Raw genomic sequence first — 18,088 nt, forward strand, 5'->3', positions numbered from 1 at the left:
GGTCAGCCGGCTACTGCAGCTTGGCGAGGATCAGCTCGCGGGCCTTGCCGGCGTCGGCCTGACCCTTCATGGCCTTCATGACCTGACCGATGAGCGCCCCGGCGGCCGCGACCTTGCCGTCGCTGATCTTGGCCGCCACGTCGGGGTTGGCGGCGATCACGACGTCGACCGCGGCCTCGAGAGCGCCGTCGTCCTGCTTCAGCTCGAGCCCCTTGGCGTCGGCGACGGCGGTAGGCCCGCCTTCGCCGGCCAGCACGCCGCTCAGCACCTCGCGCGCCATCGAGTCGTTGAGCCGGCCGGATCTGACGAGTGAGTCGAGCTCAGCCACGGTCGCCGGAGTGAAGCCGATACCGGCCGCGTACGACACGAGGTCGGTGGCCTCTTCGTTGGCGCGCCGAGAGGGCTCGCCGAGCCACCACTTGCGCGCCGCAGCCGGGCTCGCGCCCGCTGCCACCGTCTGCTCGATCAGCTCGGCAGCACCGGCGTTGTAGACGTCGCGCATCTCGAGATCGCTGTAGCCCCAGTCGTTCTGGAGGCGCTTGCGGCGCTCGGCCGGCGGCTCGGGCAGGGTGGCAGCCAGAGCCTCGACCAGCTCTCGCGACGGGGCGACCGGCACGAGGTCGGGCTCGGGGAAGTAGCGGTAGTCGTCGGCGTCCGACTTCACGCGGCCCGACGTGGTGACCCCGGTGTCCTCGTGCCAGTGCCTGGTCTCCTGCAGGATCGAGCGGCCGGAGTCGAGCACGGCGGCGTGCCGCGAGATCTCGTAGCGGATGGCCCGCTCGACCGATCGCAGCGAGTTGACGTTCTTCGTCTCGGTGCGGGTGCCGAGCGGCACCGCCAGCTGTTCGGCGCTGGTCGGCTCCCCTGTCTTGGCGCGCAACGAGACGTTCGCGTCGCAGCGCATCGAGCCCTGCTCCATCTTGACGTCGCTGACGTCGAGGGCGCGCAGCAGCTCGCGCAGGGCCGCCACGTAGGCCTTCGCCACCTCCGGCGCCCGCGCCCCAGCGCCGACCAGCGGCTTGGTCACGATCTCGATCAGCGGGATGCCGGCCCGGTTGTAGTCGACGAGCGAGTGGTCAGCCCCGTGTATCCGACCGGTGGCGCCGCCGATGTGCAGGGACTTGCCGGTGTCCTCCTCCATGTGGGCCCGCTCGATCTCGACGCGGAAGACCTCTGTGCCGCCGGACCCATCGTCAACGTCGACATCGAGGTAGCCCTCGAAGGCGATCGGCTCGTCGTACTGCGAGGTCTGGAAGTTCTTCGGCATGTCGGGGTAGAAGTAGTTCTTCCGCGCGAACCGGCACCACGACGCGATCTCGCAGTTGAGGGCCAGCCCGATGCGGATGGCCGACTCGACGGCCTTCTCGTTGACCACGGGCAGGGCGCCCGGCAGGCCGAGGCAGACCGGGCACACCTGCGAGTTGGGCTCGGCGCCGAACTCGGTGGGGCACCCGCAGAACATCTTCGTGTTGGTGTGCAGCTCGACGTGCACCTCGAGGCCCATGACCGGGTCGAACCGCGAGAGGGCCTCGTCATAGTCCACAACGGCATCCGCCTGGTGGGTGGTGGTCATGTCACGCTCCCTTGGCGTTGGAGGAACCGGCCGCACCGGCAGAGGGCAGGTCGGGGATGCCGTCGAGGATCGGGCCGCCCCACCGGTCGGTGAGCGCGCCCTCGAGGGCCGCGCCCACGGCGTACAGGCGGTCGTCCTGCATGGCCGGAGCGAGGATCTGGAAGCCGACGGGCAGCCCGTCCTCCTCCGCGAGACCGGAGGGCAGTGACATGCCCGGCACACCGGCGAGGTTGGCCGGGATCGTCGCGATGTCGTTGAGGTACATGGCCATCGGGTCGTCGAGCTTGTCGCCGAGCTTGAACGCCGTGGTCGGTGCCGTGGGGCTGACGAGCACGTCGACCTGGCCGAAGGCGGCGTCGAAGTCCTGGGCGATGAGCGTGCGAACCTTCTGGGCCGAGCCGTAGTAGGCGTCGTAGTAGCCCGAGCTGAGGGCGTAGGTGCCCAGGATGATGCGGCGCTTGACCTCGGGACCGAACCCGGCGTCGCGGGTGGCACTCATGACCTGCTCGGCCGACGGGGCGTCGACGCCCTCGGGCAGCACCCTCATGCCGTAGCGCATGGCATCGAACTTGGCCAGGTTGCTGCTCGCCTCGCTCGGCAGGATCAGGTAGTACGCCGCGAGGGCGTACTCGAAGTTCGGGCAGCTCACCTCGACGACCTCGGCGCCGAGGTCGACGAGCAGCTGCACCGACTCCTCGAACCGGGAACGCACGCCGGCCTGGTAGCCCTCGCCGCCCAGCTCCTTGACGACACCGATGCGCAGACCCTTGACGTCGGCCCGCCGGGCGGCCTCCACGACCGCCGGCACGGGGGCGTCGATCGAGGTCGAGTCCATCGGGTCGTGCCCGCCCATCACGGCGTGGAGCAGGGCCGTGTCGAGCACGGTTCGCCCACAGGGCCCGGCCTGGTCGAGTGAGCTCGCGAGAGCCACCAGGCCGTAGCGCGACACCCCTCCATAGGTCGGCTTGGTGCCGACGGTCGCGGTGACGGCGGCCGGCTGGCGGATCGAGCCGCCGGTGTCGGTCCCGGTGGCGAGCGGAGACTGGAAGGAGGCGAGCACCGAGCTCGACCCGCCGCCGGACCCGCCGGGGATCCGCTCGAGGTCCCACGGGTTGTGCGACGGGCCGTAGGCCGAGTGCTCGGTCGAGCTGCCCATCGCGAACTCGTCCATGTTGGTCTTGCCGAGGATCGGCAGGCCGGCCTCGCGCAGCTTGGTGACCACCGTGGCGTCGTACGGCGGGATCCAGCCCTCGAGCATCTTGCTGCCGCAGGTGGTGGGCAGTCCGCGGGTGGCCATGACGTCCTTGACGGCGATGGGCACCCCGGCCAGCACCCCGAGCGCCTCCCTGCTCGACCGGCGGTCGTCGATGCCGCGGGCCGCCGCAAGGGCCCCTTCGTGGTCGACGTGCAGATAGGCGTGCACTGCGCCGTCGACCGCCTCGATGCGGTCGAGGTGGGCCTGGGTCAGCTCGACCGAGCTGATCGTCTTGCTGGCGAGCGCCTCGGCGAGCACGGCAGCAGTCGCGCGGGTGAGGTCAGTGGGGAGGTCTGTCACCTGAGTACCTTCGGTTCGGTTGTGCACTGGCGAAGCTCGTCAAGCACGGGTGGATGCCGCTGGGCCCGCTGAGCGGCATCCGCCCAGGTGCTGGCAGTGGGCGCGGCGCCGCATCGGGCTACTCCTCGTCGAGGATGCGCGGCACCGAGAAGCGTTGCTGGTCACTCGCGGGGGCGCCCGAGAGGGCCTGCGCCGGGGTGAGGCTCGGACGCACCACGTCGGGCCGGGTGACGTTGGTCAGGGGCAGCGGGTGCGACATCGGCGCCACCTCGCCGATAGGCGCCTGCTGCACCTTGGCCACCGACTCGATGATCACGCCCAGCTCGCCGACCATCTGGTCGAGCTCGGCGTCGGACAGCTCGATGCGCGCGAGGCCCGCGAGGTGGGACACATCGGCGCGAGTGAGGGAGGACATGACGGCCAGTCTATGGCTCCCCTGCGAACGACTCGTTCGAGGTCGAACACGTCGGTACACCCCGTCGTTCGACCTCGAACGAGTCGTTCGCGGGGGGCAGCCCCGCTCAGGCGCGCTCTTCGCCCTCTCGCACACCTTCCCGCTCGAACACCACGTCGACCTCGATCTCGAGGTACCGCCCGACGATGAACGACGGCACGCGCATCCCCAGCCCCGACCGGTCGAGGGTGCCCGCGACCGTGGCGCGCACCCTGGTGGCGCTGACCTCGGTGGGCAGCGCGAGCAGGGTCACCGGCGCGCTCCTGCCGCGGGCCGACAGGGTCGCCTCGATCGACCAGCCGGCGGTCGAGCGCAGGGCGGGGCCTCCCTCGACCACCACGAGGGGGTGATCGACCGCGTCGAGGAACGGCCGGCCGAGCAGGCTCTGGTCCCGTCGGCGGTTACCGGTGGCGACCCCCGCCGCGTCAAGCTCGATGTGGGCCCGCTCGAGGCCCCCGTCTGCCGACGCGTGCACCGAGCCGCCCACGACCGGAAGGCTGCCGTGCACGGTGGTGACGAGCTTGTCGCGAACGCTGAAGTGAGCCGTGCAGTCGGAGGCGACGAGCCGCCACTCCCCCGCGGCGATGGCCGGCGTTTGGCTGCCGGCGACCTGATTCGGCGTCATGACGACACCCCCGGCCCCATCACGTCGAACACGGTGTACCGCTCCACCTGGGTGGGCCCCGGCAGCAGTATCGGATCCTCGCCCGGCAGCAGCTCCGAGGTCATCACGAGCTCGGTGGCGAGATCCAGGGTGGCTTCGTGCCCCACCACGACGAGCACCGCCTCACCACCGTCGGGCTGCCGAAGGATGTAGCGGGCAACGAGGTCGTCCTTGATCGCAGGGTGCGACATCATCAGCGGTTCGATCCGTTCGGATCCTGCTCGTTCGCCGGCGGCGACGAGCTCGGGCGAACGGGGCCCGGAGAAGACGGTGAGCTGCGCGTACATGGGTAGACCTCCTGGTCGGCGGTTCTGCACCGTCACGACGCTCGTGACGCGATGGGTCAACGGTCCGCCGGTCGTAGCCTCGGCGCCTCAGTACGTCCACTGCACCGGGCACTGACTTCGGGCACTGACTTCGGGCACTGACTTCGGGCACTGACTCCGCCCGCGCCCGTACTGCGCGCGCGCCATACTGGGCTGGTGGTCGCCGTCCATGGCCGGGAGAGGCAGCTCGCCGTCGTCGAGAGAGCCCTCGGCGAGGTGACCGCTGAGCGTGGTCAGCTGCTGCTGATCACCGGCGAGGCGGGGATCGGCAAGAGCCGGGTTGCGCAGGTCGCCCTCGACCGCGCCGAGTCGGCCGGACTCACGGCCGCGCGTGGCTACGCCGTCGACGAGCCCGGCGCCCCCGCTCTGTGGCCGTGGCTGCGGCTGGGCCGCGACGTGCCCACGCTCGCAGCGGCGCTCGCCGACGTCGCCTCGGCCTCTGGCGCGAGCGCCGCCGACGCTGGTGACGCCGCCGCTGGTGACGCCGCCGCTCGCTTCGCCCTGTGCGACACCGCGTGCGTGGCGCTGGCCCGCGGTGCGCCGCCCGGTGGGCTGGCCGTGCTGCTGGAGGACTTCCACTGGGCAGATGCCCTCTCGGTCGCGGTGCTCCGACATCTTGTGCATGACCTCGCGACGACCCGGCTGCTCGTCGTCGTCACCGCGAGGGACGCTCCTGGTTCACCCTTCGGGCGGACCGTTCCCGACCTCGTACGCAGTCCGGTCACCCACCAGCTGCGCCTCGCCGGTCTGGACGCCGAGGCGGTCGCCCGGTGGTTGGGGGCCGATGCCGACACCGAGGCCTGGGCGCCGTTCGCCGGCGAGCTGGTGCGGCGCACGAGCGGCAACCCGCTCTACATCGCGACTCTCACGAGTGGGTCACCACCCGCCCCTACGGTCACCAGCCGCCAGACCGAGGCGCTCGAAGGAGTGCTGGCCGACCGGGTCGACCTCAGGGCGGTGCTGGTCGCTCCCTTTCACGGCCTGTCGACCCCGCCCCGCCGCACCGTCGCCGTCGCGGCCCTGCTGGCGGAGCGGCTCACCCCGAGCCTCATCGCCGACGCCGCCACCCTCCCGACCTCGGAGGTGAGCGACCACCTCGCCGGCGCCGTGTCGGCGGGCCTGCTGCGCTTCGGCCCGACCGGCCTGGCCTTCAGCCACGCCCTCGTGCGCGACGCCGTCGTGGCCGACCTGGGTGACGCCGAACGGATCTCGCTCCACACCGACATCGCCCTGGCCATGGAGCGTTCGGGTGACGACCTGCTCGTCGGGCCGAGTGCAGTTCATTGGGATCACGCGAGCGGCCCGGAGGCGGCCCGGCACTGTCGCGACCAGGCCCGTCGCGCCGCTGCGCTCGCAGCGAGGTCGTTGGCGCCCGAGCTCGCGGCGGCCTTCGCACGGCTGGCTCTGCGCCAGGCTCGTGAGCTGAACGGACCGAGCGCTGACCTCACCGAGCTGCTCGTCGAGGTCGCCCGCCACCAGTGGGCAGCGGGCGAGCTGCACGACACCCTGAGCTTGTGCGCCGAAGCCGTCGGCCTCGCCGAGGCCTGCGAGCGGCCCGACCTGATGGCCCAGGCCGCGCTCGTGCCGCAGGGTGTCGGCTCGATCGACGTGTCGAGGATCGTCGACGAGCTCTGCGGGCGGGCCCTGACACGCCTGCCCCCGGCGTCGACGGCGCTACGCGCCCGGTTGCTCGGCCTGCGGGCGATCGCCGCCTCCGAAGAAGGCGTCGACGGCTCGGCTGACCTGCTCTCGGCCGAGGCGCTCGCGTTGGCCGTGCGTTCGGGCGACGTCGATGCCGAGCTGGAGACGGTGGCGGCCCGGCACTTCGTGCTCTCCTACCCGCAGGCCATCGAGCAGCGCACCGCCCTGGCCCAGAGAGCGGTCGAGCTCGCTCGGCCCGCTCGCACGCCGATGGGCCACCTCTGGGGGCTGCTGTGGTGGGCCGACATCGCGTTGCAGGTCGGAGACCTCGACCGTCTCCAGCGAGTGGTCGGTGACATCGAGCGGGTGGAGCGGGGGCGGTCGTCGACCGTGGCTCGGTGGCACCGGCTCCGCCTCCTGGCCCTGCGCGACGCGCTGCTCGGAGACTACGACGCCGCCCGTGGTCACGCCGAGCAGGGCCGCGACATGGCTGAGCGGGTCGGTGACGTGTCGATGCTGGGGATGTATTTCGCCTTCCGCGTCCAGCTGGCCTACGTGCGCGGCGATCCCAGTGACCTGCCCGACGGCGCCGACCAAGTACTGGCGAACGCCCCGAAGATTGCGTTGGTGCAGGTGGCTCGGCCGGTGTTGCTCGCGCTGCGCGGCGACCGCGAGGCGGCCGTCGACGCCTTTGCGCCTCTTCGCGACGTGCCCGACCGGATGCCGCTCGGGCCCCGCTGGTACGCCACCGTGGCTCAGGTCGGGCAGGTCGCGGTTTCGCTGTGCGACATAGAGGTCGCGGCCGCCTGCCACCGGCTGCTGCTGCCGACGGCACGCTGGTACGGCGCCGACGGAGGCGGCTCGCCGTTCAGCTCCGGGTCGAACGAGCACCTGCTCGGCCTGCTGGCGCAGTGCACCGGCGACCTCGAGTCGGCGGCTCGGCACTTCGAGCGCGCGGTCGTCGCGAACGAGCTCATCGGAGCCCGGCCCTACGTGGCCCTCTCGCGCCTGGGTTGGGCGCAGTGCCTGGCGACGGACCCGAAGGCGACGGGGGCATCCCGGGCCCTGGCCGAGTCGGCCGCCGCCGAGCTGAGGCGGCTGGACCTGCCCGGTCCGAGCCGACGCGCGAGCGATCTGCTCGCCGCGCTCCCAGGGCCGACGACCGGCTCGGGGCTCACGGCCCGGGAGGTCGAGGTGGCCGGGCTCGTCGCCCAGGGGCTCACCAACCAGCAGATCGCGGCGCAGCTGTTTCTCTCGGTGCGCACGGTGGAGTCACACGTGCGCGCGGCACTGGCCAAGGCAGGGCGAACGAGCCGCACCGAGCTGGCCGTATGGATGGTGCACGGCTCGCCCGGTCGCCGGGGCTGAGCGGAGGGCCGAACACGGACGAGCGGTGTCAGCGTGCGGCTTCTGGGTCTGACACGAGCTGGAGACCGGCGGGCTCGGCCAGCAGCGGCCGCAGTTCGGGGCGAGACGCCAGCAGGGCGATGGCCGCGGCTACCTGCTCGGGGTCGACGCCCAGCGTGTTCGCGTCGCAGAGGGTCAGGCCCCGCTTGGGCAGCTTGGCGGACAGGGCTGCGGCGAAACGGCTCTCGGTGATCTCGGTGACGTCGGCGTCGTTGCGCAGCGTGACTCCGAGATAGTGCGACGAACGCGGGCGGATGCGGCTCGGGTACTGAACACTGCGTCGCCTCACGGTCACGATGTCGTCCCAACGCACGGTGAGGTTGGTGGTGATGAGGGCATCGGGCGTGAGCAGCCACCGGCGACCGGGCTGCATCGACCTCACCGTCGCCGGGATGGCACCGACCATGAACGCCCCCAGGGCCCCGAACAGTGACAGCGGAAGCAGCCCCAGCCAGGCCCACGGGCGCGCGTGGCCGGTGACGACGGCGACAGCCGCCGCCACGAAGCCCCCGACCAGGGCCAGCCCCACGACGGCGAGCAACGGCACGGCGTACCAGGCCGCTTGTCGCAGGGGAACCACGACCCCGTGGGCGCCGTCGTCGTTGCTGGTGCTCGGCTCTCCCTTGGCGAAGCGGCGAGCGCCCTTCCACTCCCCCACGACCGGCACCGAGCCGGGCGCCGCCTCACTCACCCCGTTCACCGTCAGGCGTTTCGTCGGCTTCGTCGTCGGGCCCCGTCTCTTCTGTTTCTGGCCCGGTCTCGAGCAGTCGGCGAAAGCCGTCTTCGTCGAGGATGGTCAGACCCAGCTCCTCGGCCTTGGCGGCCTTCGTGCCGGCGTTGGCGCCGACGACGACGTAGTCGGTCTTCTTCGACACCGAGCCCGATGCCTTGCCGCCGCGACTGAGGATGGCCTCTTTCGCCTCATCGCGCGAGTACCCCTCGAGGGAACCGGTGACGACCACCGTCAGGCCTTCGAGCGTTCGGGTGACCGACGTGTCCACCTCGTCCGCCATCCGCACACCCGCCTCGGTCCACTTGGCCACGATGTCCTGGTGCCAGTCGACGTCGAACCAGGCCGTCACCGCCTCGGCGATGATGCCGCCGACCCCTCCGGCCTCGGCCAGCTGCTCGGTGCTGGCCTCGCGGATCGCTGTCATCGACCCGAAGTGGCCCGCGAGAGCCCTCGCGGCCGTGGGGCCGACGTGCCGGATCGACAGCGCGACCAGCACCCGCCACAGCGGCTGGGTCTTGGCCTTCTCGAGCTCGGCGACGAGCTTCTCGCCCCCCGCCGACAGCACGCGACCGTCGACGATGTCGGCGGCGGCATCCGCCTTCTTGGCGGTTCGGGTGTAGAGCGGTACCCGCGCAAGGGCCTCACGGGTCACGGCGAACAGGTCGCCCTCGTCGGTGATCACGCCCGACTCCAGCAGGGCGGAGGAGCCCTCCCAGCCGAGCGCCTCGATGTCGAGGCCGCTGCGGGAGGCCAGGGCGAAGACCCGCTCGCGCAGCTGGCTCGGGCAGGTGCGGGTGTTCGGGCAGCGGATGTCCTTGTCGCCCTCCTTCTCGGGGCCGAGCGTCGTGCCGCACGAGGGGCACTCGGTCGGCATGACGAAGGCACGCTCACTGCCGTCGCGCAGGTCGACGACCGGCCCGACGATCTCGGGGATGACGTCGCCGGCCTTGCGAAGCACGACCGTGTCGCCGATCAGTACGCCCTTGCGCTCGACCTCGGTGGCGTTGTGCAGCGTGGCCTGCTCGACGGTCGAGCCGGCCACCACCACCGGCTCCATCACGCCATAGGGGGTGACCCGCCCGGTGCGACCGACGTTGACGCGGATGTCGAGCAGCTTGGTGTTGACCTCCTCTGGCGGGTACTTGAACGCGATCGCCCACCGCGGTGCGCGCGAGGTGTTGCCGAGCTGACGTTGGGCGGCCACCTCGTCGACCTTCACCACGATGCCGTCGATGTCGTGCGCGCGGTCGTGGCGGTGCCGACCGTGGTGCTCGACGAACGCCTCGACCGCCGCGATGTCTCCCAACACCCGAAACTCGTCGGAGGTGGGCAGACCCCAGGCGTGCAGGGCGGCATACGCCTCGCTCTGCCTCGCCATCTCGAACCCGCGCCGCGCACCGATACCGTGCACGAGCATGCGCAGGGGCCGGGATGCCGTGACGCGGGGGTCCTTCTGTCGCAGCGACCCGGCCGCGGCGTTGCGCGGGTTCGCGAACGGCGCCTTGCCCGCCTCGACCAGACCCGCGTTGAGGTCGGCGAAGGCCGCCGTGGGAAAGAAGATCTCGCCGCGCACCTCGATCAGCTCGGGCACGTCGCCGCCGGCGAGCCGAGACGGGATGCCGCTGATGGTGCGCACGTTGTGGGTGACGTCCTCACCGGTGCGGCCGTCACCCCGGGTCAGCGCGCGCACGAGCCGGCCCTGCTCGTACAGCAGGTTGATGGCGAGGCCGTCGATCTTCAGCTCGGTCAGGAAGTGCGTGTCGGTGCCGACCTCGCGCTCGACCCGAGCCGCCCAGGTCGCTAGCTCCTCGAACGAGAAGCAGTTGTCGAGGCTCAGCATCCTCTCGAGGTGGTCGACCGTCTCGAAACCGGTCGCGAAGGAGGCGCCGCCGACGTTCTGAGTGGGGCTCTGGGGCGTGCGGAGCGACGGGTAGGCGCCCTCCATCTCGTTGAGAGACCGGATCAGGGCGTCGTAGTCGCCGTCGCTGATCGTCGGTGCGTCCTTGACGTGGTAGGCGAACTGGGCGGCCCCGGCCCGCTCGGCCAGCTCGTTCCACTCGTGGTGAACGGTGGCGGGCACCTCGTCGACACGAGGCTCGGCGAGAGGCTCGACGAGTGGTTCGACGAGTGGCTCGACGACAGGATCGACGCTGGAGGAGGCTGCGACATCCGACGTCTGGGGACTGCTCGCGGTCTGCTTGCTCACCGGTTCATCCTGCCAGCCACCCCCGACGTCGAGCGCCGCCACGCTGCGTCGTACGGTCAGCCTGACCGTAAACCGGTGCAGGGGCCGACCGACGGGTAACAATGAAGCGCCACGCCCCGCTGCAAAGGAGCAGAGATGACCAACCTCGCCGCCACCCTCGTCGACACCGCCGCCCGGATCCCCGACAAGGTCGGGATCAAGCTCGACCAGGCCGAGGTGTCGTGGTCGGCGCTGCACCGTGCGGCTGCCAAGGTGGCCGGGCAGCTGAAGGCGGCCGGGCTGCAGACCGGAGACCGGGTCTCGCTCATCCTGCCGAACGTGCCGGCCTACCCGACGGTCTTCTACGGCGTGCTGCTCGCCGGGGGCATCGTGGTGCCGATGAACCCATTGCTCAAGTCGGGCGAGATCTCCTACTTCTTCAGCGACTCCGGTGCCACCTTCAGCTTCGTGTGGCCCGACTTCGCCGACGAGGCGCGCAAGGGCGCCGAAGAGACCGGCACGAGGATCGTGCTCTGCGGGCCGATGGGCCCTGCCGATGGCCAGCTGCCCGACGGGACAGACGGCGGCGAGCCCGTCGTGCCAGTCACCGAGCCCGTCGAGCGCGACGACGACGACACGGCGGTGATCCTCTACACGAGCGGCACGACCGGCAAGCCGAAGGGCGCCGAGCTGACCCACTTCAACCTGCGCCGCAACGCCGAACGCTCGGCCACCGACATCATGGAGATCACCGAGAACGACGTGATCATGGGCTGCCTGCCGCTGTTCCACGTCTTCGGCCTCACGTGTGGCCTCAGCACCTCGGTGATGCGGGGTTCCACCCTGACCCTGATCCCTCGCTTCGACCCCGCCAAGGCCATCGAGGTCTTCGGCCGCGACGGCGTGACGATCTTCCAGGGCGTCCCGACGATGTACGCAGCGATCCTCAACCACCCGAACGCCGGGCAGGCCGACACGAGTACCCTGCGCACGTGCGCCTCCGGTGGGTCGGCCATGCCCGCCCAGGTGATGACCGAGTTCGAGGCGAAGTTCGGTTGTCAGATCCTGGAGGGTTACGGCCTGTCGGAGACCTCACCGGTCGCGTCCTTCAACATGCCGGACGCGCCCACGAAGCCGGGCACCATCGGCCGGGCCATCCCTGGCTGTGAGATGAAGCTCGTCGACCTCGAAGGCAACGACACGCCCGCCGGAGAGATCGGCGAGATCGCGATTCGCGGCGAGAACATCATGAAGGGCTACTGGAACCGGCCGGAGGCCACGGCCGAGGCAATTCCCGACGGCTGGTTCCGCTCGGGCGACCTCGCCACGGTCGACGACGACGGTTACTACACGATCGTCGACCGCAAGAAGGACATGATCCTGCGGGGCGGCCTCAACGTGTATCCCCGCGAGGTCGAGGAGGTGCTCTACACCCACCCCGACGTGCTGGAGGCTGCGGTGGTGGGCGTGCCCGACGACCTGTTGGGTGAGGAGGTCGCGGCGGCCGTGGCCCTGCGACCGGGGTCGACGGCCACCCTCGAGGAGGTCCAGCAGTTCGTCAAGGACCGGATCGCCGCGTACAAGTACCCGCGTCACATCTGGCAGGTGAACGAGCTCCCCAAGGGACCCACCGGCAAGATCCTGCGGCGTGAGGTGCGTCCCCAGGCCTAAGACGTCTGGGCCGTCGACGACGCCGTCGACCGAGCCGACCCGCCCACCGGGCCGAACTTCGGGCCGAACTTCGGTCGGATGTGCTCTCGCGCGTCGTTTTGGACTATGGCAGGTCATCGGTGACACTGGAAACACGGGCCACCGCGGTGACCCGTGTGCGCTTCGTCCCGACCCGGGGCCCGGCGCTACCGGGTTTCGAGGGGATTGCACGTGAAGTTCAGCAGTCGTAAAGCCGTTGTCGCAGCACTGGCCTCCATGTCTGTGCTGGCCGCTTCGGCCTGCACCTCGCAGGCCACCGCCGACAACGGCAAGCCCAGCGCGAGTGCGAGTGCGTCACAGACCGGCTCGCCGTCCGAGTCCCCCTCGCCCTCCCCCACGGTCGACCCCGTGGTGTGGAAGTCGAACGTCTCCGAGGACGCCACCGGTGTCGCCGTCAACACCCGGGTCACCGCGGCTGCCGACGCGGGCGACCTCACCCAGGCCGCCCTGTCCTACGTCAGCAAGAAGGGCAACACGGTCGAGGTGAAGGGCAAGCTCGAGGCCGGCACCTGGACCGCCGGCGACCTGCTCGAGCCGGGCGTGAAGTACGCCTTGGCCCTGTCGGCGAAGAACTCGAGCGGTGAGACCGAGAAGGTCACCCGCACGTTCCGCACCGCGAACCTGACTCTCGACGACCAGATCTACGTCGCGGTCTCACCCGGCGACGGCGCCGACGTGGGCATCGGCATGCCGGTGATCGTTCGCTTCGACCTCCCCGTCACCGACAAGGCCGCGTTCGAGAAGCACATGGCGGTCACCTCGAGTCCTGCCCAGGCCGGATCCTGGTACTGGCTCAGCTCACGCGAGGCCCACTGGCGACCGAAGTCGTACTGGAAGCCCGGCACCAAGGTCAACGTCACGGCTGAGCTGAACGGCGTGCAGTCGGGAAGGCTCTACGGCGAGATGAGCCGCACGAGCAGCTTCACGATCGGTCGCTCGGTCATCGCCAAGGTCAACCTCAAGACGCACGAGATGAACGTCGCCATCAACGGCAAGAACGTCAAGACCATCCCGGTCACCGGCGGCATGCCCGGCTTCACGACTCGCTCGGGCGTCAAGGTCATCACCGACAAGGTCACGAACATCACGATGAAGGCTGAGACGATCGGTCTCAAGAAGGGCGAGAAGGGCTACTACCCAGACACGCCCGTCAAGTGGGCCCTGCGACTGACCAACTCGGGAGAGTTCCTGCACTCCGCTCCATGGTCGGTGGGCGACCAGGGCCGGCGCAACGTGAGCCACGGCTGCACCGGTATCAGCAACACCAACGGCGCCTGGGTCTACGAGAACTTCAAGATCGGCGACATCGTCGACACCACCGGTACCGACCGTCCGATGACCATGGGCAACGGCATCGCCGACTGGAACCTCAGCTGGGCGGCGTGGCAGAAGGGCTCTGCCCTCTGATCTGGCTCTGATCCGCACGAGTCGCTGAGCTCGTGCGGGCGCCGTCAGTCCTGGCTGCGCTCGTCGAGCTCGGACGCGGTCTCCCGTGCCGACCGCTGGATCGCAGCCGCCTGTTGCGGGCTCGCCCCCGACAGACCGCAGGCCGGCGTCACCACGACGTCGGCCAAGCGCGACAGCGGCATCCCGATGCGTCGCCACTGGTCGACGAGCCGACCGGCGACGTCCTGCGCCCGGGTGAGCGAGCCGTCGGTGGGCACCGCACCCGCGTAGAGGCGGATGCCGTCCTCGACCGCCACGGCCATGCCCTCCCACGCGCGAGGGCGCAAGAGCGAGGTGTCGACCGACAGGCCACCCGGGCCGGCCGCCCTCAGCAGCGGCAGAGGCGGGTCGGCGGCGCAGCAGTGCACCACCGTCTCACCGTCGTGAGCCCCCAGCACCGTCGCCAGCCCGGCCGCTGCGACCTGAGGGTCGAGGGACGGCAGCCGCCCGAAGCCCGATGCCGTCGGCAGGCGGCCCGCGAGCACCGTGGGCAGCGACGGCTCGTCGACCTGCAACACGATCTCGGCTCCGGGCACCAGGGAGCGCACCGCAGCGACGTGGGTGCGAACCCCCTCCGCGAGCGACTCGACGAGGTCGCGGCAGGCGCCCTCGTCGACGATGACCCGCTCGCCCCGGTTCAGCCAGACGCTGGCCGCGAGGCTCCACGGCCCGACAATCTGCAGCTTCAGCCGGCCCGTGTGGCCGTCGAAGGCCTCGGCGAGCTCGTCGAGATCCTCGCGGAGCAGGGCGGCGGTGCGACCGGCATCCTTGCCCGGCCGGTCGACGAACCGCCAACCGACGGGTTGGAGGTCGACGTGCAGGTCGACGAGCAGCCCCGCCGTTCGGCCGATCATGTCGGCGCCGGGTCCCCGGTCGGGCAGCTCGGGCAGGTAGGGCAGGTGGTCACCGAGCAGATCCCGCACCACGTGGAGCGCTGATCGCACCGACGTGCCGGGCCACGATCCGATACCGCTGGCGAGAGTCACCCGCTCAGCCTATGCGCGGCCGCGAGCCCACTAACCTGTGGCCGGTGAGGCGACATTCGTTCAGCGGCCCCGACGATCTGCGGGCGATGCAGTCGATGGCCACCCGACTCTGGGAGCCGTCGAGCCGGTTCCATCCGGGACAGCTCGCCTGGAACCGCCATCACCACGAGGTGCCCTCTGATCGAGCGCACCAGGGCGAGGCCGTCTCGCTCTGGTCTGACGACTCGCGCGTCGTCGGGTTCGGCTGGGCCGAGGCCCCCGACTGGCTCGAGCTGCAGGTCGACCCCGGCTACCCCGAGGTCGCCGACGAGGTCATCGAGTGGTTCGAAGAGTGGAGCGACGCCGAGACGCAATCGGCCCTGGTGATGGAAGGTGACGTCGCCGAACCTGCTCTGGCGGCTGCCGGTTTCGCGCCCGAGGTCGACCAGCCCTTCTTTTGCCACCACCTGCTCGACCTCACCCTGCTCAACATCTCACCGAGCCGGTCGGGCTACACCTTTCGTCACGTGGAGCTCTCAGAGGCCGCGGCGCGGTCGGCCTGCCACCGAGCGGCCTGGTCACAGTTCGGGCCGTCGCCGGTATCGGCCGGCGCCTATGCCGCGCTGATGGCGGCCTGGCCCTACCGTGCCGACCTCGACTGGGTCGCCGTCGACGGTGACGGCGCGATGGTGGCATCGTGCCTCGTGTGGTTCGACCCGGGCACGGGGGTGGGGCTCGTGGAGCCGGTCGGCTGCGTGCCCGACCACCGCGGCAGGGGCCTCGCCGCGGCCGTGACCGTGGCCGCGTTGACACACCTGCGCGAGCTCGGTGCCGGCTGGGCCCAGGTCACCTCGCGCGGTGACGAGGCCTACCCGGCGCCGCAGCGGCTCTTCCGGTCGTTGGGCTTTCGCCCGACCGCCCGCACCGTGACCTGGACCCGGTCGCTCACCTGAGCCTGGCCATCGCCGACTGATCCGCCGCTTGATCCGACGCGAGTAGGCCCCGTGCGATCAAGCGACAGATCAGACTGCACCTGAGGCTGTTGGGACAGCACCAAACGCCGACTGATCCGCAGTCAGATCGACGAGCGGAGTCGGGTGGCGGATCAGACGGCATCCTTCGTAGTAGTAGTCGTGGTCGTTGCGGAGGGCGTCGTGACGCGTTCGAGGCGGGAGGCGGCGATCGTCGCCGAGCCGACGACCCGGGATCCGTCGTAGAGCACCACAGACTGCCCGGGCGCGACGCCCCGGATGCGCTCGTCGAGGCGTACCTCGAGGCGGTCACCGACGGCCCACGCGGTGGCCGGAAACTCCTCGCCGTGAGCCCGCACCTGCGCGCCGACCCGCACCGTGCCGGTCGGAGCCGGCCCGCACCACCGGGCGTGGTCGCCCGTGATCGCGTTGACCCCGAGCAGCTCGGCCGTGCCGACCACGACCTGGTTGGTCTCGGGGCGCACCTCGACGACATAGCGCGGCTGCCCGTCGGCCGCGGGGCGCGAGAGCGCGAGCCCCCGTCGCTGACCGACGGTGTAGGCGAAGGCTCCGTCGTGCTGCCCGAGCACCGCCCCGTCGCTGTCGACGATCTCTCCTCGCGCGGCGCCGAGCTCTCGGGTCAGCCAGCCCTTCGTGTCACCATCGGCGATGAAGCAGATGTCATGACTGTCAGGCTTGCTCGCGACGTAGAACCCGCGCTCCGCGGCCTCCTCACGAATGCGCGGCTTGACCGTGTCACCGAGGGGGAAGAACGAACGCGCGAGCTGGTCCTCGTCGAGAACGCCCAGTACGTAGCTCTGGTCCTTGGCCATGTCGACGGCGCGGTGCAGCTCGCGGCGACCGTCGACGCCCTCGACGATCTGGGCGTAGTGCCCGGTGGCCACGGCATCGAAGCCGAGGGCCAGCGCCTTGTCGAGCAGGGCCGCGAACTTGATCTTCTCGTTGCACCGCAGGCACGGGTTGGGGGTGCGACCCGCGGCGTACTCACGGGTGAAGTCGTCGACGACGTCGCGCTTGAAGCGGGCCGCCATGTCCCACACGTAGAAGGGGATGCCGAGCCGGTCGGCCACGCGCCGTGCGTCACCGGCATCCTCGATGGTGCAGCAGCCACGCGCCGACTCGCGCAGGGTGGCGGCGCTCTGGCTCAGGGCGAGGTGCACCCCCACCACCTCGTGGCCGGCGTCGAGCATCCGGGCGGCCGCAACCGCCGAGTCGACACCGCCGCTCATCGCGGCCACGACTCTCATGCGATCGCCCGTGCGCGGCGGGCGCGGTCGATCGCCGCCGGCAGGGCCGCGATCAACGCGTCGACGTCGGATGCCGTTGAGGTGTGTCCGAGGGTCAGCCGCAGGGCGCCGCGGGCGTCGCTCTCCGACACCCCGAGGGCGAGCAGCACGTGACTGGGGCGCGGCACTCCGGCCTGGCACGCCGACCCGGTCGAGCACGAGATGCCGGCCGCATCGAGCAGGTAGAGCAGGGAGTCGCCGTCGCACCCCGGCACGATGAGATGGGCGTTGCCCGGCAGGCGACGGGTACCGTCACCGCGCAGCCAGAACCCGCTCGGGCGGATATCGGCAGAGAGGGCCATCGCCCGGTCGATGAGGTCGTCGCGCAGGGCCACCAGTCGGGCCGTCTCATGCTCGAGGCCGGCAACACATTCTGCGAGGGCCACGGAGAAGGCGGCGATGCCGGCGGTGTCGAGCGTTCCCGAGCGCACCTGGCGCTCCTGCCCCCCGCCGTGCACGAGCGGCACCATCTTCGCCTCTCGCCGAGCCACCAGAGCCCCGACCCCCACCGGCCCGCCGAGCTTGTGCGCCGTGATAGCCATCAGGTCGGCGCCGCTCGCGGCGAAGTCGACGGGAACGTGCCCCGCCGCCTGCACGGCATCGGTGTGGAACGGGATGCCGTGCTCGCGCGTCACCGCTGAGATCGCCGTCACGTTCTGCACGGTGCCCACCTCGTTGTTGGCCCACATCGCCGACACGAGCGCGACCGATCCGGGGTCGGTCTCGATGGCGGCACGCACCGTCTCGGCGTCGATCACCCCGTCGGCATCGCACTCGAGCCAGGTGACCGTCGCGCCCTCGTGCTCGACGAGGAACTCCACACAGTCGAGCACCGCGTGGTGCTCGGCGGTACTGACGAGCAGCCGGTTGCGGGCGGGGTCGGCGTCGCGCCGGGCCCAGTAGGTGCCCTTGAGCGCGAGGTTGTCGGACTCGGTGCCACCCGAGGTGAACACGACCTCCGACGGGCGGGCGCCGACCTCCCGCGCGATGCGCTCGCGCGACTCCTCGACGACTCGACGCGCGGCCCGGCCGGTGCGGTGCAACGACGACGGGTTGCCCACGATCGCCAGCTGCTCTGCCATCGCCGCGAGAGCGGCGGGCAGCATCGGCGTCGTGGCCGCGTGGTCGAGGTAGGCGTTCACCGTAAGAGT

The 18,088-nt window shown here is 70.8% G+C and carries 14 protein-coding genes; 4 read left to right on the forward strand and 10 right to left on the reverse strand.

Annotated features, from left to right (window positions below; genetic code table 11):
• Positions 1 to 10: 10 nt before the first annotated feature.
• From gatB to BA895_RS10980, 5 genes are all read right to left on the reverse strand, one after another.
• Positions 11 to 1,573 carry an Asp-tRNA(Asn)/Glu-tRNA(Gln) amidotransferase subunit GatB gene (gene gatB, locus BA895_RS10960; protein ID WP_070191893.1) on the reverse strand — a complete coding sequence of 521 codons (1,563 nt, stop codon included), beginning with the start codon at positions 1,571 to 1,573 and terminating at the stop codon, positions 11 to 13.
• 1 nt (position 1,574) lies between these two features.
• Positions 1,575 to 3,128, reverse strand: coding sequence for an Asp-tRNA(Asn)/Glu-tRNA(Gln) amidotransferase subunit GatA (gatA, locus tag BA895_RS10965; RefSeq protein ID WP_070192021.1), 1,554 nt, complete (start codon positions 3,126 to 3,128; stop codon positions 1,575 to 1,577).
• 118 nt (positions 3,129 to 3,246) lie between these two features.
• Positions 3,247 to 3,543, reverse strand: a complete 297-nt coding sequence (gene gatC / locus BA895_RS10970) for an Asp-tRNA(Asn)/Glu-tRNA(Gln) amidotransferase subunit GatC (protein ID WP_070191894.1) — start codon at positions 3,541 to 3,543, stop codon at positions 3,247 to 3,249.
• A 106-nt stretch (positions 3,544 to 3,649) separates the two neighbouring features.
• Entirely contained in the window at positions 3,650 to 4,207 is a 558-nt protein-coding gene (locus BA895_RS10975) for a YceI family protein (protein ID WP_070191895.1), read from the reverse strand.
• A complete protein-coding gene (locus BA895_RS10980) occupies positions 4,204 to 4,533 on the reverse strand; it encodes a hypothetical protein (RefSeq protein ID WP_070191896.1) in 330 nt (109 codons plus the stop codon). The genes BA895_RS10975 and BA895_RS10980 overlap by 4 nt, the downstream gene beginning before the upstream one ends.
• A gap of 195 nt (positions 4,534 to 4,728) precedes the next feature.
• On the opposite strand from BA895_RS10980, the gene BA895_RS10985 reads away from it, so the two are divergent.
• On the forward strand, positions 4,729 to 7,581 hold the full coding sequence (locus BA895_RS10985) for an AAA family ATPase (RefSeq protein ID WP_070191897.1): 2,853 nt from the start codon (positions 4,729 to 4,731) through the stop codon (positions 7,579 to 7,581).
• A 28-nt stretch (positions 7,582 to 7,609) separates the two neighbouring features.
• Here BA895_RS10985 and BA895_RS10990 read toward each other — a convergent pair whose 3' ends face one another.
• Positions 7,610 to 8,311, reverse strand: coding sequence for a hypothetical protein (locus BA895_RS10990; protein ID WP_070191898.1), 702 nt, complete (start codon positions 8,309 to 8,311; stop codon positions 7,610 to 7,612).
• Complete coding sequence (gene ligA, locus BA895_RS10995; RefSeq protein WP_371327707.1) at positions 8,304 to 10,559, reverse strand: NAD-dependent DNA ligase LigA; 2,256 nt, start codon at positions 10,557 to 10,559, stop codon at positions 8,304 to 8,306. Before ligA ends, BA895_RS10990 begins: the two co-directional genes overlap by 8 nt.
• 135 nt (positions 10,560 to 10,694) lie before the next feature.
• On the opposite strand from ligA, the gene BA895_RS11005 reads away from it, so the two are divergent.
• Both BA895_RS11005 and BA895_RS11010 read left to right on the forward strand, forming a co-directional pair.
• Positions 10,695 to 12,209 carry a long-chain fatty acid--CoA ligase gene (locus BA895_RS11005; protein WP_070191901.1) on the forward strand — a complete coding sequence of 505 codons (1,515 nt, stop codon included), beginning with the start codon at positions 10,695 to 10,697 and terminating at the stop codon, positions 12,207 to 12,209.
• A gap of 210 nt (positions 12,210 to 12,419) precedes the next feature.
• Positions 12,420 to 13,655 carry an Ig-like domain-containing protein gene (locus BA895_RS11010; RefSeq protein ID WP_254666422.1) on the forward strand — a complete coding sequence of 412 codons (1,236 nt, stop codon included), beginning with the start codon at positions 12,420 to 12,422 and terminating at the stop codon, positions 13,653 to 13,655.
• 44 nt (positions 13,656 to 13,699) lie between these two features.
• On the opposite strand, the gene BA895_RS11015 is transcribed toward BA895_RS11010, so the two are convergent.
• Positions 13,700 to 14,680 carry a methionine synthase gene (locus tag BA895_RS11015; protein ID WP_070191903.1) on the reverse strand — a complete coding sequence of 327 codons (981 nt, stop codon included), beginning with the start codon at positions 14,678 to 14,680 and terminating at the stop codon, positions 13,700 to 13,702.
• Positions 14,681 to 14,724: 44 nt separating this feature from the next.
• Here BA895_RS11015 and BA895_RS11020 point away from each other — a divergent pair, with 44 nt between their 5' ends.
• A complete protein-coding gene (locus tag BA895_RS11020) occupies positions 14,725 to 15,612 on the forward strand; it encodes a GNAT family N-acetyltransferase (protein WP_254666423.1) in 888 nt (295 codons plus the stop codon).
• Positions 15,613 to 15,764: 152 nt separating this feature from the next.
• Here the strand turns inward: BA895_RS11020 and mnmA are convergent, their stop codons facing one another.
• Together mnmA and BA895_RS11030 are read right to left on the reverse strand one after the other, a co-directional pair.
• Positions 15,765 to 16,898 carry a tRNA 2-thiouridine(34) synthase MnmA gene (mnmA, locus tag BA895_RS11025; RefSeq protein WP_070191904.1) on the reverse strand — a complete coding sequence of 378 codons (1,134 nt, stop codon included), beginning with the start codon at positions 16,896 to 16,898 and terminating at the stop codon, positions 15,765 to 15,767.
• The gene (locus tag BA895_RS11030) at positions 16,895 to 18,079 is read right to left on the reverse strand and encodes a cysteine desulfurase family protein (RefSeq protein ID WP_083283215.1); all 1,185 of its coding nucleotides are present in this window, start codon (positions 18,077 to 18,079) and stop codon (positions 16,895 to 16,897) included. The genes mnmA and BA895_RS11030 overlap by 4 nt, the downstream gene beginning before the upstream one ends.
• Between the last annotated feature and the right edge of the window lie 9 nt (positions 18,080 to 18,088).

This window comes from Humibacillus sp. DSM 29435 (assembly GCF_001758225.1).
GTDB lineage: Bacteria > Actinomycetota > Actinomycetes > Actinomycetales > Dermatophilaceae > DSM-29435.